General features: G+C 59.5%; 18 protein-coding genes and 1 pseudogene. 7 read left to right on the top strand and 12 right to left on the bottom strand.

Annotated elements, in window-relative coordinates:
* Nucleotides 1-144: 144 nt before the first annotated feature.
* From ampD to J8G15_RS11195, 5 genes are read right to left on the bottom strand one after another with little or no spacing between them, the layout of a single operon-like run.
* Nucleotides 145-747, bottom strand: a complete 603-nt coding sequence (ampD, locus tag J8G15_RS11215; protein WP_210542026.1) for a 1,6-anhydro-N-acetylmuramyl-L-alanine amidase AmpD — start codon at nucleotides 745-747, stop codon at nucleotides 145-147.
* Nucleotides 734-2,212, bottom strand: a complete 1,479-nt coding sequence (locus J8G15_RS11210; RefSeq protein WP_210542025.1) for a sigma-54 dependent transcriptional regulator — start codon at nucleotides 2,210-2,212, stop codon at nucleotides 734-736. The genes ampD and J8G15_RS11210 overlap by 14 nt, the downstream gene beginning before the upstream one ends.
* Nucleotides 2,209-3,942 carry a PAS domain-containing sensor histidine kinase gene (locus tag J8G15_RS11205; protein WP_240538249.1) on the bottom strand — a complete coding sequence of 578 codons (1,734 nt, stop codon included), beginning with the start codon at nucleotides 3,940-3,942 and terminating at the stop codon, nucleotides 2,209-2,211. Before J8G15_RS11205 ends, J8G15_RS11210 begins: the two co-directional genes overlap by 4 nt.
* The gene (locus tag J8G15_RS11200; protein WP_210542024.1) at nucleotides 3,943-4,170 is read right to left on the bottom strand and encodes a PP0621 family protein; all 228 of its coding nucleotides are present in this window, start codon (nucleotides 4,168-4,170) and stop codon (nucleotides 3,943-3,945) included.
* On the bottom strand, nucleotides 4,167-4,970 hold the full coding sequence (locus J8G15_RS11195; RefSeq protein ID WP_210542023.1) for an inner membrane protein YpjD: 804 nt from the start codon (nucleotides 4,968-4,970) through the stop codon (nucleotides 4,167-4,169). The genes J8G15_RS11200 and J8G15_RS11195 overlap by 4 nt, the downstream gene beginning before the upstream one ends.
* Before the next feature lie 76 nt (nucleotides 4,971-5,046).
* On the opposite strand from J8G15_RS11195, the gene ffh reads away from it, so the two are divergent.
* Nucleotides 5,047-6,411: a signal recognition particle protein gene (gene ffh, locus J8G15_RS11190; RefSeq protein WP_210542022.1), complete on the top strand. Its 1,365-nt coding sequence runs from the start codon at nucleotides 5,047-5,049 to the stop codon at nucleotides 6,409-6,411.
* Nucleotides 6,412-6,525: 114 nt separating this feature from the next.
* On the opposite strand, the gene sixA is transcribed toward ffh, so the two are convergent.
* From sixA to J8G15_RS11170, 4 genes and pseudogenes are all read right to left on the bottom strand, one after another.
* The gene (gene sixA, locus J8G15_RS11185; protein WP_210542021.1) at nucleotides 6,526-6,978 is read right to left on the bottom strand and encodes a phosphohistidine phosphatase SixA; all 453 of its coding nucleotides are present in this window, start codon (nucleotides 6,976-6,978) and stop codon (nucleotides 6,526-6,528) included.
* Nucleotide 6,979: 1 nt separating this feature from the next.
* Nucleotides 6,980-9,082 (bottom strand): polyphosphate kinase 1, encoded by a 2,103-nt coding sequence (gene ppk1, locus J8G15_RS11180; protein ID WP_210542019.1) that lies wholly within the window; start codon nucleotides 9,080-9,082, stop codon nucleotides 6,980-6,982.
* 91 nt (nucleotides 9,083-9,173) lie between these two features.
* The gene (locus J8G15_RS11175; RefSeq protein WP_210542017.1) at nucleotides 9,174-10,031 is read right to left on the bottom strand and encodes a UDP-2,3-diacylglucosamine diphosphatase; all 858 of its coding nucleotides are present in this window, start codon (nucleotides 10,029-10,031) and stop codon (nucleotides 9,174-9,176) included.
* A pseudogene (locus J8G15_RS11170) lies at nucleotides 10,031-10,886 on the bottom strand (GNAT family N-acetyltransferase). The gene J8G15_RS11175 and the pseudogene J8G15_RS11170 overlap by 1 nt, the downstream one beginning before the upstream one ends.
* Before the next feature lie 224 nt (nucleotides 10,887-11,110).
* Here J8G15_RS11170 and J8G15_RS22120 point away from each other — a divergent pair.
* The 3 genes from J8G15_RS22120 (at nucleotide 11,111) to J8G15_RS11160 (ending at nucleotide 14,816) form a co-directional block, all read left to right on the top strand.
* A complete protein-coding gene (locus tag J8G15_RS22120; RefSeq protein ID WP_370627415.1) occupies nucleotides 11,111-11,890 on the top strand; it encodes a CHASE domain-containing protein in 780 nt (259 codons plus the stop codon).
* Nucleotides 11,853-13,694, top strand: a complete 1,842-nt coding sequence (locus J8G15_RS11165; protein WP_370627414.1) for a putative bifunctional diguanylate cyclase/phosphodiesterase — start codon at nucleotides 11,853-11,855, stop codon at nucleotides 13,692-13,694. Before J8G15_RS22120 ends, J8G15_RS11165 begins: the two co-directional genes overlap by 38 nt.
* Before the next feature lie 117 nt (nucleotides 13,695-13,811).
* A complete protein-coding gene (locus tag J8G15_RS11160; protein WP_210542015.1) occupies nucleotides 13,812-14,816 on the top strand; it encodes an IS481 family transposase in 1,005 nt (334 codons plus the stop codon).
* On the opposite strand, the gene miaB is transcribed toward J8G15_RS11160, so the two are convergent.
* Entirely contained in the window at nucleotides 14,788-16,146 is a 1,359-nt protein-coding gene (miaB, locus tag J8G15_RS11155) for a tRNA (N6-isopentenyl adenosine(37)-C2)-methylthiotransferase MiaB (protein WP_210542014.1), read from the bottom strand. The two genes, J8G15_RS11160 and miaB, sit on opposite strands and share 29 nt — an antisense overlap.
* Before the next feature lie 108 nt (nucleotides 16,147-16,254).
* Nucleotides 16,255-16,728: a hypothetical protein gene (locus tag J8G15_RS11150; protein ID WP_240538247.1), complete on the bottom strand. Its 474-nt coding sequence runs from the start codon at nucleotides 16,726-16,728 to the stop codon at nucleotides 16,255-16,257.
* Between the two features lie 172 nt (nucleotides 16,729-16,900).
* Between J8G15_RS11150 and J8G15_RS11145 the strand changes: the two genes are divergently transcribed.
* From J8G15_RS11145 to J8G15_RS11135, 3 genes are all read left to right on the top strand, one after another.
* Nucleotides 16,901-17,143: a DUF2789 domain-containing protein gene (locus J8G15_RS11145; RefSeq protein ID WP_210542012.1), complete on the top strand. Its 243-nt coding sequence runs from the start codon at nucleotides 16,901-16,903 to the stop codon at nucleotides 17,141-17,143.
* Between the two features lie 268 nt (nucleotides 17,144-17,411).
* Complete coding sequence (locus J8G15_RS11140; RefSeq protein WP_210542010.1) at nucleotides 17,412-18,707, top strand: efflux RND transporter periplasmic adaptor subunit; 1,296 nt, start codon at nucleotides 17,412-17,414, stop codon at nucleotides 18,705-18,707.
* Nucleotides 18,704-21,790, top strand: a complete 3,087-nt coding sequence (locus J8G15_RS11135; RefSeq protein WP_210542008.1) for an efflux RND transporter permease subunit — start codon at nucleotides 18,704-18,706, stop codon at nucleotides 21,788-21,790. The genes J8G15_RS11140 and J8G15_RS11135 overlap by 4 nt, the downstream gene beginning before the upstream one ends.
* Before the next feature lie 90 nt (nucleotides 21,791-21,880).
* Here the strand turns inward: J8G15_RS11135 and J8G15_RS11130 are convergent, their stop codons facing one another.
* Nucleotides 21,881-22,963: a tartrate dehydrogenase gene (locus J8G15_RS11130; RefSeq protein WP_210542007.1), complete on the bottom strand. Its 1,083-nt coding sequence runs from the start codon at nucleotides 22,961-22,963 to the stop codon at nucleotides 21,881-21,883.
* Nucleotides 22,964-23,017: the final 54 nt, after the last annotated feature.

The raw sequence follows: 23,017 nt of genomic DNA, 5'->3' as shown, positions 1-23,017 counted from the left end.
ACCGTAGCGCTCAAACCAGTGATGGCGGGCGTTTCCGGCGTGTCAATTGATTCACGGTTTATTTTTAAAACTGTCTCATTTACGAAAGTCCGCCTGGCGTGTTGATCTCGACCGCCATAGGGTGAATCCGTTATGTTGACTAAATTAGTCGGGTATTGGGGTGCGAGGCAAATATCGACTGCTCAATCCCAGAGAGTGCTGCAGGCTTGGCCAATCAAACCCGGCACCGGGATCGGCCTTGCGACCCGGTGCAATGTGTTCATGCCCCGCGATGTGTGCAATGGGGTAGTTCGCCATCAGCGCGGCGCATAGGCTGGTCAGCGTTTCGTATTGTTCGGGCTCAAACAGGTCTCCTTCAAGCCCCTCCATCTCGATGCCGATGGAGTCGTCGTTGCAATTGGAGCGGCCACGGTAGCGGGAGGCGCCTGCATGCCAGGCGCGATCATCGCAACTGACGAATTGCGACAGGTCGCCATTGCGTCGAATGTAGAAGTGCGAAGACACCTGCATGCCTTCGATGGTTTTGAAGTAGTGGTGTGCGTCCCAATCAAGCTGGTTGGTGAAAAGTTGCTCAACTTTGTCACCACCGAATTGGCCCGGCGGTAGGCTAATGGAGTGAATGACCAGTAAATCAACGCGGGCGTCCCGGGGACGCACGCCAAAGTTGGGTGAGGCTAGATGGGCGGCAAACCGGTACCAACCCCCTCGCCAAAGTGCATCGTGCACGACGGGGTCAGAACGGGTCATCTGAGTTCTCTCCGCCTTGGGGGGCATCAATATTGAGCCGCGCAATGCGGTAGCGCATTTGTCGCAGGCTGATGCCAAGCCTGGCGGCAGCCGCAGTACGATTGAATCCGGTCTCTTGCAGCGCTTGAATCAGAATCTCCCGCTCCTGGTTGTCCAGGTGGCCCTGAAGGTCGCTGGGAATGGCGTTGGGTTCGCTGTCCAAAGTGCCCCCACCACTGTGGGCGAACGCCGGCTCGTGAGCCAAGGGGCTTGGAGTGGAGGTTTCAATCTGCAGCTCGTCTTCATCGCAAAGGGCGACGGCGCGGTGCAGCAGGTTCTCCAGTTCCCGAACGTTGCCGTGCAATGGATCTTGGGCTAGCTGACTCAATACTGATGCGGGCAAAACCGGAGTGGGCATGCCGGAATCATGGGCAATGCGGTCGAGCAGCGCGTTGCAAAGGGCAGGCAGGTCCTCACGTCGATCGCGCAGCGGTGGGATGGCGATTTCAATCACATTGAGGCGGTAGTAGAGGTCTTGGCGAAAGCGACCTGCTTTCACCTCCTCTGCGAGGTTTTTGTGGGTGGCGCTGACGATGCGCACATCAACGGCCAACTCCTGCGTCGCGCCAAGGGGGCGTACACGCCGCTCCTGGATGGCTCGCAGCAGCTTGGACTGCATGGCCAGAGGGAGATCCCCAATTTCATCCAGAAACAAGGTGCCCCCGGCAGCGGCCTGAAAAAATCCGTCCCGATCCTGCGTTGAGCCGGTGAATGAGCCCTTTTTGGAGCCAAAAAACTCGGCCTCCAACAAGGCCTCCGGAATGGCACTGCAATTGACGGCCACCCAAGGTCCCTCGGCTCGGTGGCTGTTGGCGTGAAGGGCCTGAGCAACCAGTTCCTTGCCGGTTCCAGACTCACCGTTCACCAACACCGGCGCCATGCTTCGCGCCACTTTGACCACGCGCTCCTTGACCAGGCGGAGTCCGCTGGAGTTGCCCACCAGTCGATCAATCGCCTGCTTGCCGCCCAAAATCGGCGTGTCTGGGCTGCCCGGGCGTCCAGCGGCATCAGGGGGCTGGCTGCCAGCGGGTGCAGGAGTGCTCGTGTCACGAACGGCCGATGCCACCACGCTTCGGAATTGTTTCAAATCGACCGGCTTGGTCAGGTAGTCAAACGCGCCAGCTTTCAGGGACTCAACTGCATTCTCAGCGGATCCGTAGGCGGTGATGACGATACAGCGTTCTTTGCGTTTTTCGGCCTTGAGTTGCTGAATTAAGGTCAAACCCAATCCGTCGGGCAGGCGCATGTCGGTAATGAGGACGTCAAAGCGGTGGGCTGCGAGTTGCTGCTGAGCATCCATCACATTTTCGGCGGTTTCCACCTGATACCCGGCACGCAGCAGGGTGAGCTCATAAAGAGTCCTCAGGTCAGGTTCATCGTCAACCACCAGTATTCGAGTCGTGGTCGGCAGGTGCGTTGAGGTCATGGTTGAGGGGAGTCCTTCTGCGATAGCGCGGGGCCACCCTCTCGGGTCACAAAACCGTGAAATGAGACCAGAAACTCATTGCCGTCCACCGGACTGTCGTTGCCATGGCCGGTGTTGCGCTGGTGAATGATAGTCGCGCCGTGCCGCTCACACAATTCCCGGCAGATGTACAGTCCCAGTCCGCTTGAGCGGCTTTCAGACGAGAAAAAGGGTTCGAAAAGGTGGCGTTCCACTGATTTGTCCATGGGTTGCCCGTCGCTCCAGACACTGACAAAGGCCCGCCCGCCCGGGTTCTGACCGACTGACACCTGAATGGCGTTCGGGTTCTGGCTGGCATAGCGCCTCGCGTTGTCCAGCAGGTTGATCAGAACCCGGCGCAGGTGCTCAGGTTCAAACCTTACCTCGGTGGCCCCTTCGGCCTGTGACAGGCACAGCAGATTCTTGCTCCCCGTCTGCGCTTGCCAGTCCCGGCAAGTTTGCATCACCAGTTCATTCAGGCGGATGGCATCAGCCACACCCTGCTCTTCGTGGTGAGTGCGCGCAATGTCCAGGACTTCATCAACAATTCGCTCCAGTCGGCGGGCATTTTGTTGCACCATTTGAGACAACTGTTTGTGGCCCGGTTCGGTCAGGTCCTCGTCCAACAAAGCGTTGGCCTGCGCAATTGCAGCCAAAGGGTTTCGTATTTCATGGGCCACGGCGGCAGACATGCGCCCCATGCTGGCCAGCTTTTCTGTTCGCACCCGGGCTTCCATTTCACGCTGGTCTTGCAAAAACAACACGCAGAGGGCGTCGTTTGCATTGTTGATAGACGTCATTTGGGTCTGTGCGCGCAACCGCCGGGGACCTTGTCCGCTGTGGCGGAGAATAACTTCAGCCTGTTGCGAAGTGAGCTTGTCAAAGCTCAGTTTCATCAGAGCCACCAGACTTTGCCAGCCTGGCTTGGACCGGAGGTTGAAGAACTCGGCATCCAGAAAGCGCTCCGGACCCAGCAAACGTCGAGCCGCCGGGTTGGCGGAGCGCACGGTGCCAGTCCGGTCGATCACCATGATGCCGTCGCTGAGGGATTCGACCACCAGTTCATTGACTTGCCGTTGTACGTCGGCTGCCAGTTGGTTGCGTTCAGCCCGAAGCTCGACGTGCGCCATTCGTGTGGCGAACTGGTTGGCTAAAAACGACAGGGCAAAGCAGCCCGCCCCAGTGAGGGCAGCCTGCAAAAAGTGTGGGGCAGCGTCCCCCGCGCCATGGAGCACAACCCACCCGGCGTACAGAAACAAAAACAAGGTGACCGAGGCAGCGGCCCCCATGGCCAGCAACATCGAGCCGAGAATGGAGGTCATCAGGACCGGCAGGGCAAACAACGGTGCGTAATTGATGCTGGTGTCTTGCGACATCTGCAACAAGGCAAACGCCACCACGTCCACGCCGACGGTGCCAAACCACTGGGCATCGAACGTTTTGCCCATCGGCCGTGGTCGAACCATCAGGCGAACCACCAGCGCGGCAATAAAGTAGGTGGCGCAAATTAGCAGCGGCCCCAAGTCCTTGGTCGAAGACAAAGCAAAGAACACGCTTTGCAAAAGAACCAAAACCAAGCCCAAGGTTACACGGGCAGTCATGAACCCGTGCCAGATGCGGTTGAACTCGTCCGGTCGATCGGCTTGTTCTATGCCGGGCTCAAACAGGTTGGGCCCAAACCAGGAGGGTGCAGCGTCCGGGGGCTGCTTCACTCACGGCTCCGCGATTTGGCGATGATCCACGCTGCAATAGGAGCCGTTTTTTCCCTGAATGGCGTCGTCTGCGGGCACATGCACTGAGCACAAGGTACAACGGACCATGTTGGAAGGCTCATTGCTCTCCGTTTCAGGGTCATCCGGGGCTGATGGGTTTGCCGGCTGGCGATTGCGCCACAACAGAACGCCGATCAAGACCAGCAACACCAACAACGCAAACTTCATGTCGACACCCCCAGGATGATTTCCATCACAAAGCGTGATCCCACGTAGGCTAACAGCAGTAAACCAGAACCCACATAAAGAATGCGCATCGCGCGCTTGCCACGCCAACCAAAGCGGGCGCGCCCAATCAGCAGCAGGGCGAAACACAGCCACGACAGAATGGAAAACGCTGTTTTATGGTCCCAGTGAACCGCTGCCGCCGGCCCATACAAGGATTTCCCAAAAAGAATGCCCACCAGCAGGGTGGCGGTCAGGAGGGCGAAGCCCGCGCCCACAAATCGGAACGTCAGCCGCTCCATGGTTAGCAGTGGCATGCCGCTATGCGACTCAGTGGCGTGGCGAATCTGGTTCTCAGCGCGGTTCATGAACCAGGCATGTACCACTGCCACCCCAAACAGGCCATAAGACGCAATCCCCAGTGCCCAATGCAGGGGGAGCCAAGGTGATGCGTTGGCGTGAAGCCGATTGCCCGGAAAGACCAGCGCCAACAGCACCGCTGCTGCGCCTAAAAAGGACAAGGTCCAGCGGGTTTTCAGTGCCGGGTAAATGTGACTCTCCACCGCGTAGACGGCTGCGATCAGCCAAGCCGTGACAGACAGCGCAGGGGCAAAGCCAAAGCGTGGCTCGTGCCCCAGAAGGCTCCAGGCCAGCAAAGTGCCATGCAAAAGCCAAGCCAGCCAGACCGCTGACCGGGTCATTTTGTCGCCCAGTCGCGAGGCGAAAAGAGCTGATCCCGCATAGGTCACAGCGGCGCCCAACGCCAAGGCGAGACTGAGTGGGGTAGCACTGGCTAAAATCATGACTACAGTTTAGCGTTTTGCTCGTCTCCACAGCCTGTTGGCTCCAACCTGGGTTCCGTTCACCGGAATACTCCCTATGGCATCCGCCCTTACCGACAAACTCTCCCGCCTCGTCAAGGAAATACGTGGCCAGGCCCGTATCACCGAAACCAACGTCACCGAGATGTTGCGCGAGGTCCGCATGGCGCTGCTGGAGGCCGACGTGGCCCTGCCGGTGGTGCGCGACTTTATCGCCCGCGTGAAAGAAAAGGCGCTGGGGCAAGAGGTACTGGGCTCCTTGACCCCGGGCCAGGCGCTGGTCAGCATCGTCAACAAGGAGCTGGCCGCCACCATGGGCCAGGGGGTGAGTGATATCAACTTGGCGGCTCAGCCGCCGGCGGTCATTCTGATGGCCGGCTTGCAGGGCGCCGGCAAGACCACCACCACGGCCAAGCTGGCCAAACACCTGATCGAGAAGCGCAAGAAGAAGGTGTTGACCGTGTCCGCTGACGTCTACCGTCCGGCGGCCATTGAGCAGCTGAAAACCGTGACGGCGCAGGCGGGTGCCGAATGGTTCCCCAGTGCGCCAGATCAAAAACCGGTGGATATCGGCTTGGCCGCCTTGGACTACGCCCGCAAACACTTTTTTGATGTTCTGCTGGTGGATACCGCTGGCCGCCTGGCCATTGACGAAGCGTTGATGCTGGAAATCAAGAGCCTGCACGCTGCCCTCAACCCCATTGAAACCCTGTTCGTGGTCGACGCCATGCAGGGTCAGGATGCGATCAACACCGCCAAGGCCTTCAAGGAAGCGCTGCCGCTAACCGGCATCATCCTGACCAAGACGGATGGTGATTCCCGTGGCGGCGCGGCCTTGTCCGTGCGCCAAGTCACCGGTGCGCCCATCAAGTTTGCCGGCACCAGCGAGAAGATTGACGGGCTGGAAGTGTTTGATGCCGAGCGTCATGCCGGGCGCGTGTTGGGCATGGGCGACATTCTGGCGCTGGTCGAGCAGGTCACCGCCGGGGTGGACATGGCCGCCGCGCAAAAGCTGGCCGCCAAGGTCAAGAGCGGTGCGTCGTTTGATTTGAACGACTTTCTGGCCCAGATTCAGCAAATGAAACAAATGGGCGGACTGTCCAGCCTGATGGATAAATTGCCGGCCTCCATGGCGGCCAAAGCCGGCCAGATGGACATGGGGAAGGTCGAGAAAGACATCAAGCGCAAAGAGGGCATCATCTACAGCATGACGCCTCTGGAGCGCCGCAAGCCCGAACTCATCAAAGCCACCCGCAAGCGCCGCATTGCCGCGGGCTCCGGCGTTCAGGTTCAGGAAGTGAACCGCATGCTCAAGGAGTTTGAGCAGATGCAGGACATGATGAAGAAGATGAAGGGCGGCGGCATGATGAAGATGATGAAGCGCATGGGTGGCATGAAAGGCATGCCCAAAATGCCGTTCTAATTACACCAAAAATTAGTGATTTTTGTGCCTCTGGCGCCTGTATTGTCTGCGGAAGTAGCTATCAATTAAATAGTGTTTTGACCGCTGCTTGGCCTCCTCTGGTGGAAGGCCGGTTCAAAGCAGTTCGGGCGATTGCACCGTGACCACTACGGTTTGCTGGCGCTGACGATTGCGCAGCCACCAGACCGCGCCTTTTTTCACCGAACATGCCGATTCATTCAAGTTCAGCAACTGGGCAATGGTTTGCCCCAGCGTCGGCTGATGCCCAATCACCATCACCACGCCTTTTGCGTCGGGCCACTGGACCAGTTCCAGAAGCTGGGCCACGTTGGCGTCCGGGGCGAGTTCGGGTCTGATTTTGTATTTTCGACTCAGGGCGTCGGCTGTTTGAACCGTGCGCCTGGCCGGACTGGCGAGTATTCGGGTGCCTTCGGGGATCTGGCGGTCCAGCCAGGCGGCCATGCGCGTCGCCTGCTTCTCCCCCCGGGCGGTGAGGGTGCGGGCCAGATCGTCGCACCCATTCACCCACTCCTGGGCTTCCGCGTGGCGCCACAAGATCAGGTCCATGTCAGACGTTCCTCTCGTTGACGTGCCCCGCATAACGAACCATCAACGCCGCTTGTGCTCCATGGGCGGCTTGCGGATTCCCAGGTTTGACCCGCTCGTAGCTGCCGTCTGGCAACAAATCCCAGCCGTCCACACCGTCGTGCAAATAGGCCACCAAGCATTCATCCATGATGCGCTGGCGCTGGACCGGGTCTGTCACTGGCCAGGCCAGCTCAACCCGGCGCATCATGTTGCGATTCATCCAGTCGGCGCTGGACAGAAAGAGTTCCTCCTCCTCATCGCGACCGAAATAGAACACCCGCGAGTGCTCCAGAAACCGGCCAATGACGGAGCGCACCCGAATGTTGTGGGTCACGCCCGGCACTTGAGCGGGCAGCATGCAAGCGCCTCGCACAATGAGGTCAATCTTCACGCCTTGTTGGCCGGCCTTGATCAGGGCGTGCACCAAGGCCTCGTCCGTCAGGGCGTTCATTTTGGCCACAATGCGGCCGCGTCCGCCAGCAGCGGCGCAGGCGGCCGTTTCATTGATCTTGGCAATCAGCTTGCGATGCAGGTAAAACGGCGCCAGCAGGACCCGGTTGAGTCGTGGCAACCGGCTGTGGCTGGCCAGGTGCACAAATACTTTTTCCATGTCCGAAGTCAACAAACGGTCGGCTGTCAGGTGGCTCCAGTCCGTGTACAAGGCCGCGGTTCTCGGGTTGTAATTGCCTGTGGACAAGTGCCCGTAGTGCTTGAGGTGGCGGCCTTCACGGCGCGTGACCAACATCATCTTGGCGTGGGTCTTGAGCCCGACCACGCCATACAACACCTGCGCGCCGATGGATTCCAGCATTTCCGACCAGTTGATGTTGGCTTCCTCATCAAACCGGGCCTTCAGCTCCACCACCACGGTGACTTCCTTGCCGCGCCGCACGCCCTCGCGCAATAAATCCATTAGCTCAGAGTCACTCCCCGTGCGGTAAATGGTCTGTTTGATCGCCAATACATCGGGGTCGTGCACCGCCTCCCTTAAAAACGCCAAAACGCCGCCAAAGCTCTCAAATGGCTGATGAATCAGTACATCACGTTTTTTAAGCTGGTCAAAGAACGACTCGCCAGGGATTAACTGCGTGGGAAAGCACGGGGAATAAGATGGAAAGCACAATTCGGGCGCATCCACCAAGTCCAATAACTGGGTCAGCCGCGCCAGATTCACTGGCCCCGGCACGCTGTACAAGGCCCGAGCGGGCAAATCAAACTGCTTAAGCAGAAACGTCGACAAAAATTCAGAGCAGCCGGCCGCCACTTCCAGCCGAACAGCCTGGCCAAAATGGCGTTGCTCCAGACCCTGGCGCAACGCCGTACGCAGGTTGGTGACATCGTCTTCGTCCACTGCCAGATCGGAGTGCCGTGTCACGCGGAACTGGGAGAACTGGCCCACGTCCCGCCCCGGAAACAACTCGGGCAAGTGAGCGCGCATCACGCTTGAAATAGAGACAAACAGCTGTCCGTCACCGGCCAGCTTGTCGGGTAGGCGAATCATGCGCGGCAGCACGCGAGGAATTTTTACAATGGCAATTTCGTTTTCCCGGCCAAAAGCGTCCTGCCCACCCAACCGGACGATGAAGTTCAGCGATTTATTGGCTACCTGGGGAAACGGGTGCGATGGGTCCAACCCGACGGGTATCAGCAAGGGGCGCACTTCGCGCTCAAAATATTGCCTCACCCATCGATGTTGCTCAGGGGTGCGGTCACCATGCGACACGACCTTGATGCCTTGCTGCGCCAAGGCAGGAATCAGCTCCTCGTTGTACAGGGCGTACTGGCGCGCCACCAGTGCGTGCGCCGCGCTGGCCAGTCGCTCGAAGGATTGAACGGTGAATTGGCCCTGATCCGCTTGGCGCTGGCTGGCGTTCAGGTGGGGTTCGGCCCGTACCTCAAAGAACTCGTCCAGATTGGAGGACACGATGCACAAAAACCGCAGACGCTCCAGCAAGGGCACGTCGGGGCGGCAAGCGCAGTCAAACACTCGCTCATTGAAGGCCAAAATGCTGTGGTCGCGGTCCAGCAGGGTCAGTCCGGGTGGCGTTTGCGCCGTCTCAGGCGGGTGAAAAGGTGAAAGCATGGCGTTTCGCACTAGTTTGTGACAAGGGGGTGACACATTGTTGACCATTCAAATGACAGTCCCGTGACAGGCAAAGCCCCATCCCTTCTAATCAGCGGGACACCAGAGCCGGTCGCTCCGCTGGGGCTGTCTTAATCGCTGGCGCCCAATGTACCAGTTCAAGTCGCCCATCGAGGTGCTCGACCAGGGCTGTGCGGCTTTCCACCCAATCGCCATCGTTGCAATAAAGCGTCCCCTGAATCTCTCGCATCTCTGCGCGGTGGATGTGGCCGCACACCACGCCGTCTTGGCCCCGTCGCCTCGCCTCGGCGGCTACCGCCATCTCAAAGTCAGAGACGTAGGAGACGGCCTTTTTCACTTTGTGCTTCAAATAGGCCGAAAGCGACCAATAGGGCAAGCCCAGCCGGCCGCGCCAATGGTTGAGGTGCCGGTTCAGCCTCAGGGTCAGTTCATACAGGTAGTCCCCCAGGTACGCCAGCCACTTGGCGCATTGGATCACGCCGTCAAAGTGGTCGCCATGGGTCACCCACAGGCTGCGTCCATCGGCGGTGGTGTGCACGGTGTCATGCCGCACGTCAATGCCGCCAAACTGATGGCCAACAAACTCACGGGCAAACTCGTCGTGGTTGCCCGGCACATAGACCACGGCGCAACCCTTGCGTGCGCGGCGCAGCAGTTTCTGAATGACGTCGTTGTGGGATTGGGGCCAAAACCATTTGCGGTGCAGTTGCCAGCCGTCCACGATGTCGCCCACCAGGTAGAGCGAATCGCTGGGGTAAGACTTGAGTAAGTCCAGCAGGGCTTCGGCCTGGCAGCCGGGCGTTCCCAGATGCAGGTCAGAGATAAAAATGGCCCGGTAACGCACCGCACCTGGCTCGTCGTCCGCGTCGTCTTGGGCCTGCGGCGTGCCAGGGGTCCAGGCACCCGTGGCGTCAAAGGCCGCTCGCATCAAGCCCCCAGAAAGTGCTTGCGATAGCGCGGTGGCAAGTCCTGGATGCGCAGCATCATCAGTAAGTCGGCCGAGTTGAAGTCGGGGTCCCAGGCCGGAGCGCCCAAAATTTTGGCACCCAGGCGCAAATACCCCTTGATCAGCGCCGGCGGTGCGACCTCGAGCGAGCCGTCGAGTTGATCAATTGGCAGCGGCAGGCGGGGCCGCACATGGTGCTCGATGGGGGCCAAGTGGGTTTGTTTAAGTTGCTGCCAGATGCTGGCTGCGGCATCGCCACTCACGATGCCGTTGTGCAGCATGGGAATGCTGGCACAACCAATCATGGTGTCGAGCTGATTGCGCGCCATGAACTCGGCCAAGGCTCCCCACAAGGCCATGATCACCCCCCCCCCCCCCATGGCGGTAGTCTTTGTGCACGCAACTGCGCCCCAGCTCCACCATGCGTTCGCGCATGCTGCGCAAACGGGTCAGGTCAAACTCCAGATCGCTGTAGGTGCTGCCAACACGTTTGGCCTGAGCGGGGGTGAGCACCCGGTAGGTTCCCACCACTTCGCGGGTGTGCGCGTCTCGCACCAGCAAGTGCTCGCAATAGTTGTCAAACAGGTCAATGTCGTGGCCTGGCACCTTGGTGGTCAGGCGCGCACCCATTTCGTCGGCAAACACCTTGTAGCGCAAATGCTGGGCCAAGCGAACTTCGTCGTTGTGCTTTGCCCAGGACACCGTGAGCTCAGCGCGCTCCGGCTGAGGGGCGGGCGCCGAGATCACCCTCGCATGGCGGGTATGAATGCGATCCAAAAATCCCTTGGGCAAGGCCAGGGGGGACAGTGGAAACGTTGGGCTGGGCAATTCTTTCATGGGGTTCTCCTTCAGAGGTTCAAAAAGTTCTGAATGGCTGAGATCTTGGGCGCCGTCACCAGTGGTCTCGGCCCGTGTCTTGCCTCTTCTTTTTAGCTAGCCCCTGAATGTTGGCGGGGTGGCGTGACACCTCTATGGCAGATTGATGGCGTTTGTGTAACAGATGCCCGGTGGGCGCGGATGTCGTTGTTTCCTACCTGTCGAATATTGATAAACTGAATTCAATGAGTCGCTCCCCCCGCCATAACCGCTTACGCCAATGGGCTTTGGTGATTGGCGTCTTTTTGCTCGCCTGCAGCGCTGGCGGGTGGATGATCTGGAATGCCCAGCAGGATCAATTGAGGCACGATCGTGCCCGCGCGTCAGAGTTGGCCAATGACCAGGCGCAGGCACTGCAGCGCGGTATCGATCGCTCCTTGTCTGCTTCATACGCGCTGGCGGCCCTGGTTCGACGAGCACGGGGCAGTGTGCCGGATTTTGCGGCCTTGGGCACTGAAATGTTGCCCTTTTACCCCGGTATTGCTGCGTTGGGGCTATCGCCAGCTGGCATTGTCAAAGATGTGGTTCCATTGGCAGGCAATGAAAAACTGATTGGTTTCAATCAGCTGGGCAATGCAGCGCAGGCGTTTGAGTCCTCCAAAGCCCGGGATTCTGGCAAGCTGACGTTGGCTGGGCCGCTTGATCTGGTGCAAGGCGGGTTGGGTGTGGTGGGGCGATTGCCCATTTTTCTGACCAACAGCCAGGGCGGTTCCACGTTTTGGGGATTTTCGTTTGTCACACTGCGTTTTCCCCAAGCGCTGGAGGCCGCCAACCTGGGGCTGATCAATGCGCGTGGCTACGCCTACGAGCTGTGGCGCAAAGTGCCCGAGTCGGGCAAGCGCCAGTCGATTGATTCCTCCAATGCACAAATGTTGACCGACCCTGTCAATGCCGTCCTGGAACTGCCTAACGGGCAATGGACACTGAGTGTGTCGCCCCTTGGCAGGCTGGAATGCCACGCATGACATGGGGTTGCAGGTGGCTGTGGCGCTGCTTTTCAGTCTGTTGGTGACCTATCTGGCTTGGTTGCTGTTTGAAATGCAAATGCGGGATCAACAGCTGGAGATCGAGGTCAGCGACAGAACGGCTGAGATTCTGGTTGCCCAACGGCACCTGGAGGCCACCATGGCCGCCATTCCTGACGCCCTGTTTGAAATGGACTTGGAGGGGCGGCACCTCACTTGCCAAACACCTGTTGATGAGTATCTGGCGCGGCCGGCTGATGTTTTGCTTGGCAAGACGGCGGCTGAGGTGATGCCGCCGGAATCTGCCGCCATCGTGATGTCTGCACTGCAAGAGGCCAATGTGAACGCCCGTTCGACCGGCAAGCAGTTCAAGCTGCCGCTGGCCTCGGGGGAGCACTGGTTCGAGTTGTCCATTTCCCGCAAGGCGGGCGGGGCGAATGACGAGCCGCGATTCGTGGTCTTGTCACGCAACATCACCCAGAACAAGCTGGCGGAGGAACGCATCCGCATGCTGGCGCATTTCGACCCCTTGACCGGCCTGCCCAATCGCTCCATGTTGTCTGACCGCTGCAAACAGGCCCTGGCGACAGCGCATCGCAAGCAGCAGTCGCTGGCGTTGCTGTTTCTGGATTTGGACCATTTCAAAAACATCAATGACTCGCTGGGGCACTTAGTGGGCGACCAACTGCTGATTGCCTTCGCTGATCGCCTGCAATCCGAGGTCCGGGAGCAAGACACGGTGTCTCGCCTGGGTGGGGATGAGTTTGTGCTGATTCTTCCGGACACCGACGCAAAAGGCGCCGCTCACATGGCCGAGAAGCTGCTGAAGTCCTCCATGCAAGCCTTGCAACTGGCGCAGCATGAGCTGACGGTCTCGCCCAGCATCGGGATTTCGATGTTTCCTGTGGATGGCGCTGACCTGGATGACCTGTCTCGCTGTGCCGATGCGGCCATGTGCCGTGCCAAGCAAGAGGGACGAAACGGCTACCGTTTCTTCACCCCTGAAATGCAGTCGCAATCCGAGCGGATACTGGCCATTGAGAACGGCTTGAGAAAAGCGCTGGAGCGCCAACAGTTGAGCCTGTGTTACCAGCCGCAAGTCTGTCTGAACAAACGCACTGTGAGCGGTGCCGAGGTGCTGTTGCGCTGGACGCACCCTGAATTGGGTTCGGTGTCCCCGGCCGAGTTCATTTCCATCGCCGAAAGCAGTGGCCTGATTTTGCCGATTGGAGAGTGGGTGCTGCGCACGGCCGCGCAGCAGTGGACGAACTGGATGGCCGCTGGCATGGCCCCGATCACCCTGTCAGTCAACCTCTCTTCGGTGCAGTTTCGCCATGCTGATTTGCCTGAGATGGTGAGTACGGTCTTGCGGGAAACGGGTCTGGCCCCGCACCTGTTGGAGCTGGAGTTGACCGAGGGCGTGACGATGGACAAGCCCGACTTAGCCGTTGCGGTGATGAACGATTTGCATGGTCGCGGTATCCGGATGTCCATTGATGACTTTGGCACAGGCTACTCCTCGCTGAGCTACCTCAAGAAGTTCAAAATCAGCAAGATCAAGATTGACCAGTCCTTCGTGCGCGACATCACCGTGGACCCGGACGACAAGGCCATCGTCGGTGCCATCATCAAGATGGCAGACAACCTGAGCATGTCCGCCATTGCTGAAGGGGTTGAGACCCAGGCCCAGCTTGACTATCTGCGGGAGCAGGGCTGTGACCAAGTTCAGGGCTACTTTTTCAGCCGGCCCTTGGTGCCCGATCAATTCATCGAGTTCATCGACGAGCATCAAAACCCGGCCTGAGGCCTTTTGTACGTGTCGCGTCCCGTGAGATCATGTTCCCGTCCGCAGCTGGCCCTTATTCAAAGCTCGCCAGTTGATGCGGGGCGTGATTGCGTCCTTACAAGGAGAGAAGACGTCATGAGTCAAGTCCATCCCTGCGCCCGAACCACCCCTCGCACACGCGCTGAGATAAGGACCTCGCCCGCTGGTGCCAGTGCGCTGGCCGACCGATACAACATCACGCCCGCCACCGCTCGCAAGTGGAAAGAGCGCGAAGATTCAGAGGATCGCTCCCACCGCCCGCGTACGCTGAAGACGACGCTCAGTCCAGCGCAGGAGCAACTTGTTGTCGAGCTTCGGCGCACAGTTCTACTGCCCCTGGACGACCTGCTGGCGATCACCCGCGAGTTCATCAATGCCGCTGTTTCACGCTCAGGCTTGGACCGTTGTTTGCGCCGCCATGGCGTCTCCGATCTGAAAGGCCTGCTGCCACAAGTTGAGGGGGAGCCTGCGCCACTGAAAACCTTCAAGGACTACGAGCCTGGATTCATACACATTGACAGCAAGTACCTGCCGCAGATGCCTGATGAGACGAAGAGGCGCTACCTCTTTGTGGCCATTGATCGAGCGACACGGTGGGTCTATTTCCACATTTACAACGACCAGACTGACGTCAGCAGTACCGATTTTTTGTGCCGGTTGAGAAAAGTCTCGCCCATGAGAATTCAAAAGATTCTGACTGACAACGGAAGTCAATTTACCGACCGTTTTACAGCCAAGAGCAAACAAGCCACGGGCAAGCATACGTTCGACATCAGCTGTGCCGAGATGGGTATCGTGCATCGCCTGTCGCCCCCACGCCATCCGCAAACCAATGGCATGGTGGAGCGCTTCAATGGGCGCATCAGCGACTTGGTTAAGCAAACACGTTTCTCATCAGCGGCTGAGCTGGAGACGACTCTGACGCTCTATTTAAAGACCTACAACCACCATATCCCGCAGCGGGCTTTGAAGCACCAAACACCTATTCAAGCTTTGCAGAAATGGCGCGCAGAAAAACCTGATTTGTTTGTCAAGCGAGTTTATGAACAGGCGGGACTTGACATGTACGGACTCAGACCGCCAAAGGCTGCCCTTGAGTGACCACCTCGCCGCGCAGCGAAAACGTGCGTGTCTCGGTGATGTTCACATCCACCATCTGCCCAATCAAGCGCGGCTGGCCGGCAAAGTTAACCACCCGGTTGCATTCGGTGCGGCCCATCAGTTCGCTGCCATCGCGTTTGGACGGACCTTCGACCAGCAGGCGCTGCATCGTGCCCAAGCGGCTCTCGCTGATGCGTTTGATGCTGTCGTTGATGACGCCTTGCAGGTGCTGCAGGCGGCGCAGCTTTACCTCGTGTGGAGTGTCGTCATGCAAGTTGGCCGCAGGCGTGCCGGGGCGGGGGCTGAAGATGAAACTGAAGGAGTTATCGAACCCCACATCGTCAATCAGCTTCATCATCTTTCCAAAGTCTTCTTCCGTCTCGCCGGGAAAGCCCACGATGAAGTCACTGCTCATGGCCATGTCGGGCCGGATCGCGCGTAATTTGCGAACAGTGGATTTGTATTCCATGGCGGTGTAACCGCGTTTCATGGCCATCAAAATGCGGTCCGAGCCGTGCTGCACGGGCAGGTGCAAGTGGCTGACCAGCTTGGGCAGCTTGTCGTACGCGGCGATCAGGGACGGGGTGAACTCGTTGGGGTGGCTGGTGGTGTAGCGAATGCGCTCAATGCCGGGAATGTCAGACACATATTCCAACAGCGTGGCAAAGTCCGCCATCTCAGCGCTCAGCGCCAACTCATCACCAATCATCCGGGCGCGGTAGGCGTTCACGTTCTGCCCCAGCAGCGTGACTTCTTTCACGCCCTGGTCGGCCAGCCCGGCCACCTCCACCAGCACGTCTTCAAACGGGCGCGACACTTCTTCGCCCCGGGTGTAAGGCACCACGCAGTAGCTGCAGTACTTGGAGCAGCCTTCCATGATGCTCACAAAAGCCGAGGCCCCATCCACCTTGGCGGGCGGCAGGTGGTCAAATTTTTCGATCTCGGGGAAGCTGATATCCACCTGCGGGCGGTTGAGCCGCTCGCGCTCGGCCAACAGCTGCGGCAGGCGGTGCAGGGTTTGCGGGCCAAACACCACGTCCACATAGGGCGCGCGCTCGATGATGGCCGCCCCTTCCTGGCTGGCCACGCAGCCGCCCACGCCAATCAGCACGCCTTTTTTCTTCAGGTGCTTGACGCGGCCCAGGTCGGAGAACACTTTTTCCTGGGCTTTCTCGCGCACCGAACAGGTGTTGAACAAGATCAGGTCAGCCTCGTCAACGTTGGTGGTGGGCTCGTAGCCTTGGGCCGCTTTCAGGACGTCGCTCATCTTGTCCGAGTCGTACTCGTTCATCTGGCAGCCGAAGGTTTTGATAAAGACTTTTTTGCTCATGCTTGTGCTCGAAAAAATGCTATGGAATAAATAGCTTCCTGCGCCCTGTTTGTTGAGGCTAGACCGCTATTTGTCATGTTTTTTGGCGCCATGCGCCGCGCTCTGGTGTCAGGGCTTGGAGAACGAGGGAAGTTGGTTGAACGGGGTTTTACCGTCGTCCGTTTTTGGCTTGTCTGCTTCGAAGCCAAAGGTGAAGTTGGTCACCGATTCCATGCCTTTGCGCTCGGCCCGAGCTTCCTGCTCGGTCAAGATCCAGACCTCGTGAATCAAGCCCTGCACGTCGCGCACATAGTTCACCAGCACCGTGCTGCCCACCAGCGAACCCGACATCACCAAGGTGTTGGTCGTGCCTTTGATGCGCGCGCCAGGGGACAGGCGCGCGGCTTGGCCGTTGAGAAGCACATTGGGAGGCGTAATCACTTGCAGCGAGCCGCGCTGGGCCTTGGCGGGAAACTCACGCTCGCCTGGTTGCAGCGCAGTTTGTGCCTGACTGAGCGCGGGCAGCAGGCTGAGGGCGCCCAGAAAACTCAGGGCCAGGGCCGGCAAAAATGACTGGCGGGAGCGGGGGAGGCAGCGGTTCATGGTGTGTGTCCAGAGGCTGTGTTGAAAGTAAAGTGATTGTAGATCAATCACTTAGCGCATCGCCGGGGCTTTGTTGCCGCCGCCATGGGCATAGCCCAACAGGGCGTAAGCTGCTTGCAGTATCTGGCCGCTTGGGTCACGATCAACCCTCTGTCACCCGCAAGGAGCCCTCATGAATTCACCGACCCATCCTTTTTCAGAACTATTTCTGCAGTTGGGCCTGCCCGCCGGCGAGGTCGACATTCAGCAGTTCCTGGCCAGCCATACCCCACTGGCGGCGGACGTGTTATTGCCCAACGCCCCGTTCTGGACGCCTACCCAGTCCGCCTTGCTGCGCGAAGAGGCCTTGAAAGACGCGGACTGGGCCGCTGTTATTGACCAGCTCAACCTCGCCTTGCGCGCCAAGCGCGAATAAGCGAGCGCACTTGAAGCGTGGCTGCCTTGGAGGTGGGGCGGCGCGTGGCTTTACATCGCCTTTGCAAAAAAGGCGGTCGACCCTAGGCACAAAAACAGCAGGCAGAACGTATGCTTCACGGCTTGAAAAACTACCTCGTGCAGGCCATGCCACGGCCCCTGTTCTTGCCGCTCACCGCCATTGAAATCCCCTTTGACCGCTCTGGTGAGCACCGGAGTGGTTTGGTGTGCCCGACCCGACTTTCCCTCTCTTCATATAGACGTCATCCATGAACAAGTTGCCCCTTCTCTCCGTTACGGTGTGCTGTCTGGCCGTGGCCGCTTTGCTGAGTACTTCAGTCGGTGCACAAAACGCGCCTGCCACACCTGCTTCACCGGTTGCCGCCGGGGGTGGGTCGTCATCGGGGGCCCCGGTGTCAGTGACCACCGTGAAGGCCAAAAAAATCGATATGCCTTTGCTGTTGCGGGCGACCGGCACCGTGACGCCGCTGACCAGTGTGGACGTGCGCGCCCAGGTGTCCAGCTTGGTGAGCAGAGTTCATATCAAGGAAGGGCAGTTCGTCAAAGCCGGTGAGCTGCTGTTCACCCTGGACGCCCGTACCGACGAGGCCAATGTAGGCAAGGTGCGCGCCCAACTGGCCAAGGACAACGTCGCTTTGGCAGACGCCCGCCGGCAGTTCGCTCGCTCGCAGCAGTTGTTCTCCCAAAACTTCATTTCCCAAGGCGCACTGGATGCCAGCCAGACCGTGGTCGAGTCGCAATTGGCTGCCGTAGCGGCCTCGCAGGCGTCCGTGTCGGCCAGCCAGGTGGCTTTGTCATACGCCCGCATCGTGGCTCCGCACGCGGGGCGCGTCGGGGCCATCAATGTGTTTCCAGGCAGTGCCGTGCAGGCCAATGTCACCCCGCTGGTCACCGTCACCCAGTTGGACCCGGTGGCGGTCGCTTACAGCATTCCCCAGCGCAATTTGAGCGACGCGCTGGCCGCGCTCAAAGAAGGGGGCTCACCCGTGACGGCCACGCTGGCTGACGGCGCGGGCACGTTTGAAGGGCGCCTCAAGTTTGTGGACAGCGTGGTGGACGCCAGCTCCGGTGCGGTTAAAGCCAAAGCCGTGTTTGCCAACAGCGACCACAAGCTTTGGCCGGGTGCCTTTGTGGAGGTGTCGCAGACCGTGGGCGTGATCAAAGACGCCGTGGTGGTGCCCCAAGCCGCCATCGTGCAAAACGCGCGTGGCACGCTGGTTTACGCCATGGTGGACGGCAAGGCGGAGTCCATGCCCGTCAAAGTGCTGTATTCGCAGGGCGCCGATGCCGCTGTAGAAGGCATCAAACCCGGTTCGGTACTGGTACTGGACGGCAAACAAAACGTGCGTCCCGGCAGCACGTTGGTCGAACGCACCAAAGACGGTGGCAATGGCGGCCGTGACAAAGGTGAAAAAGGCGAAAAGGGCGACAAATCCCCTGGCGCCGACAAAGGCGACAAAGGTGAGAAGGGCGACAAAACCGAGAAAACTGACAAAACCGCTGCCGACGCAGGTGCTGAGCCCAAACGCAAGAGCGCACCATGAACCTGTCTGAACTCTTTATCCGCCGTCCGGTGATGACGGTGCTGCTCAACATTGCCATCGTCGTCGCCGGTGTCATTGGCTTTCGTAGCATTCCGGTGGCGGCGCTACCCAGCTACGACACGCCGGTCATCAACGTGTCTGCCAACCTGGCGGGCGCCAACCCCGAGACCATGGCCAGCTCGGTCGCCTTGCCGCTCGAAAAACAATTTCAGACCGTGCCCGGCCTGAAAACCATCAGCTCCACCAGCACCCAGGGCAGCACCTCGCTCACGCTGGAATTTGAAGAAGGCCGCAACATTGACGCCGCCGCCGTGGACGTTCAAGCCGCGCTGCTGCGCGCCCAGCGCTCCTTGCCGGCCGACATGACCAACACCCCGGCCTACCGCAAGGTGAATCCGGCCGATGCGCCTATTTTGCTGATTGCGCTGACCTCGCCCTCGATGGCGCCTTCCGAGTTGCAGGACTATGCCGGGCATCTGATTTCCCCCACGTTGTCCACCATCGACGGCGTGGCGCAGGTCAACATCTTTGGCCAGAAACGCTACGCGGTGCGGGTTCAGGTCAAGCCGGATTTGCTGGCTGCCCGCAACATGGGCCTGGACGAATTGAGCGCCGCGCTGCGCTCGGCCAACGTGAACACGCCGCTGGGCACGTTTGACGGCCCCCGCCAAACTCTGACCCTGCAGGCCAACCGCCAGCTTAAAAACGCTGCTGACTTTGCGGAGATCATCGTCAGCAACAAAGGCGGCAATGCAGTTCGCCTCAAAGACGTGGCGCGGGTGGAAGACAGCCTGGAAACCCTCAAAAGCTGGGCCACCCTGAATGGGGAAAACTCCATCACCATTGCTATTCAGCGCCAACCCGGTGCCAATACGGTACGCGTGGTGGATGCCGTACGCGCCGCCTTGCCCCAGTTGCAAAGCCAGCTGCCCGACTCCATCACCATGACGGCAGTGAACGACCGCTCCGTGTCCGTGCGCGAAGCCCTGCATGACGTCAGTTTGACTCTGATCGGCACCATCGTGCTGGTCGTCCTGGTCATTTTCTTGTTTCTGCGCCGCTTTGTGGCCACCGTCATTCCGGCGCTGTCCCTGCCCGTCTCGCTGATGGGCGCCGTCGCCTTGCTGTGGGGCATGTCTTACAGCCTCGACAACATTTCCCTGCTGGGCCTGACTCTGGCCGTGGGGCTGGTGGTGGACGACGCTATCGTCGTGTTGGAAAACATCATCCGCCACATCGAAAAAGGCGTGCCGCCGTTTCAGGCTGCCTTGAAGGGCGCGCGCGAGGTGGGCTTCACCATCATCTCCATCTCTACCTCGCTCATCGCGGTGTTCATTCCCATCTTCTTTATGCCAGGCGTCATAGGTCTGCTGTTTCATGAGTTTGCCGTGGTGGTGGCGCTGGCGATTGTGGTCTCGGCCTTCGTGTCTTTGACGCTGGTGCCCATGCTGGCCAGCCGATTTCTGACCGACGAATCTCACAAAAAACCGCCGGGCGTCGTGGTGCGCTCGTTTGAACGCGGCTTTGACGCCGTGCTGGGCGCCTATGCCCGCTGGCTGGACAGGGCTCTTGCCCACCGAAAAACCGTGTTAATGATCGCCCTGGCCACCTTCATCGCCACCGCCTGGTTGTTCATCGTCATTCCCAAAGGGTTTTTCCCTGAAGAAGACATTGGCCAGATTCAGGTCTCCACCGAGGCGTCTGAAGACACCTCCTTCCCCGAGATGGTCAAGCTGCAAGAACGGGCTGCCGCCATCATTCGCCAAGACCCCAATGTCGCGGCGGTGAGCTCCTTTAACGGCGGCACCGGTGCCCAAAACTCGGGCCGCATGTTTGTCACCCTCAAACCTACGGGCGAGCGCTTGCCCATGAAAAAAGTGGTGGAAGGTCTGCGTGGCAAGCTCAAGAGCGTGGCAGGCATCAACGTGTTCCTGCGTCCCACCCAAAACCTGCAATTGGGAGGACGGGCTAGCAAGGCGCAGTACCAGTACATCCTGCAAAGTGTCACCTCTGACGAACTCAATACCTGGGTGGGCAAGCTGCAAGCCAAGCTGCGCGATGACCCGGCCTTTCGGGATGTGAACAGTGACGCCCAGCTCAAAGGCCTGCAAGCGCAACTGAAGATTGACCGCGACCGCGCCAACACCCTGGGCGTGTCCATTGAGGGCATTCGCACCGCCTTGTTCAACGCCTTTGGCGAACGTCAGGTGTCCACCATCTACCTGCCCACCGACAGCTACCAGGTGATCATGGAAGTGGTGCCCGAGGCCAAACAAGACGAAAGCGCGTTGGCCGGCATTTATGTGCGATCGTCCACCGGCGGTCTGGTGCCCCTGTCCAGCTTCACCACCGTGGAGCGTACTGTGGGCGCCACGTCGATCAACCACGTGGGCCAGTTGCAAGCCGTGACCGTGTCCTTCAACCTGGCGCCCGGTGTGGCGCTGGGCGATGCCACTGCCAAGATCGACGCCGCTCGCGAGAGTATTCGCATGCCGTCCTCCATCATTGCCACCTATGGTGGCGACGCAGCGGTGTTTAAAAGCTCGCAGGGCAGCCAGGCGGCGCTGATCATCTCCGCGCTGCTGGTGATTTACGTGTTGCTGGGCGTGCTGTATGAAAGCTTCATCCACCCCATCACCATTCTGGCGGGCTTGCCATCGGCCGCCGTGGGCGCGCTGGCCACGCTGATGCTGTTTGGCCAGGACCTCACCTTGATTGCCACTATTGGCATCGTGCTGCTCATAGGTGTCGTCAAAAAGAACGCCATCATGATGATCGACTTCGCGCTGGATGCGCAGCGCCATGAGGGCATGACGCCCGCTGCCGCCATCCGGGAGGCCTGCCTCATGCGTTTTCGCCCGATCATGATGACCACGCTGGCCGCCCTCATGGGCGCCTTGCCCATCGCCGTGGGTATTGGTGCTGGCGCCGAGCTGCGCCAACCGTTGGGTCTCGCTGTGGTGGGCGGCCTAGTGTTCTCTCAGGCCATTACGCTCTTCATCACCCCCGTGATTTACCTCGCGCTGGACCGTTTCAGCGGCAAAGGCCCGGTGACGACGCCGGAGGTGTTGGCGCCTGTGTGATCGGGGATTCCCGCCTTTTGGAGTTCTCGAGAGGAGCCCCTTCAGGATGGGGCGTCCAAGCTTGCTCACGCTACGTGAATCCCTCAACAACTAGCCACCAATCCGTGTTGCCAGGGCTTCACCCATCGCTGTCGTCGATGCAGTTCCCCCTAAATCAGGCGTCTTCGGCCCTTGCTTCAGGGTGTCCTCGATGGCCCGCACAATGGCATCGTGGGCCTCGCGAAACCTGCCTTGGCCATGCCCGAGAAAATCCAGCATCAGCGCGCCTGACCAGACCATGGCGACTGGATTGGCAATATTTTTGCCGTAGATGTCGGGTGCCGAGCCGTGAACCGGCTCGAACAGTGAGGGGAATTTTCGCTCCGGATTGAGGTTGGAAGAGGGCGCAAGTCCGATGGTGCCCGTTGTTGCTGGCCCCAAATCGGACAAGATATCGCCAAACAGATTGGTGGCCGCAACGACATCAAAACGCCCGGGCTGCAAAACGAATCGGGCAGTCAGGATGTCGATGTGCTGTTTGTCCACCGTCACCTCAGGGTAGGCGCTTCCGACGGCATCTGCCCGACTGTCCCACCAGGGCATGCTGATGGCGATGCCATTTGACTTGGTCGCCAGCGTCAGGTGTTTTCGGGGACGGCTTTGAGCCATTTCAAACGCATACTTAAGCAGCCGGTCTGCTCCGTGGCGAGAAAAGACAGACTCCTGGATCACGATCTCCCGGTCAGTGCCCTCGTACATGATGCCGCCCAGCGACGTGTATTCGCCCTCGGTGTTCTCGCGCACCACCAAGTAGTCGATGTCGCCGGGTTGGCGTCCAGCCAGAGGGCAGGGCACACCCTCAAACAGGCGCACGGGTCGCAAGTTGATGTACTGGTCAAACTCGCGGCGAAACTTCAATAGTGAGCCCCAGAGCGAAATGTGGTCTGGCACCGTTGCTGGCCAGCCGACTGCACCGAAATAAATGGCATCGAAGTCGGACAGTTGCTGCTTCCAGTCGTCGGGCATCATCTTGCCGTGTGCCAGGTAATAGTCACAGTGCGCCCAGTCGAAATGCGTGAACTCCAGTCCCAGATCGAAGCGCTGGTTGGCTGCCTGCAATGCGCGCAGGCCTTCGGGCATGACTTCTTTGCCAATGCCGTCACCGGGGATGCAAGCAATCTTGTAAGTTTTCATCGAGCAGCCTATCGTGTTGGTTAGGCTTGAAATATACCTATTGCCGATTTGGCG

It is taken from the genome of Rhodoferax sp. PAMC 29310 (assembly GCF_017948265.1).
Classification (GTDB): domain Bacteria; phylum Pseudomonadota; class Gammaproteobacteria; order Burkholderiales; family Burkholderiaceae_C; genus Rhodoferax.
This window is presented reverse-complemented; position numbering and strand designations above follow the sequence as displayed.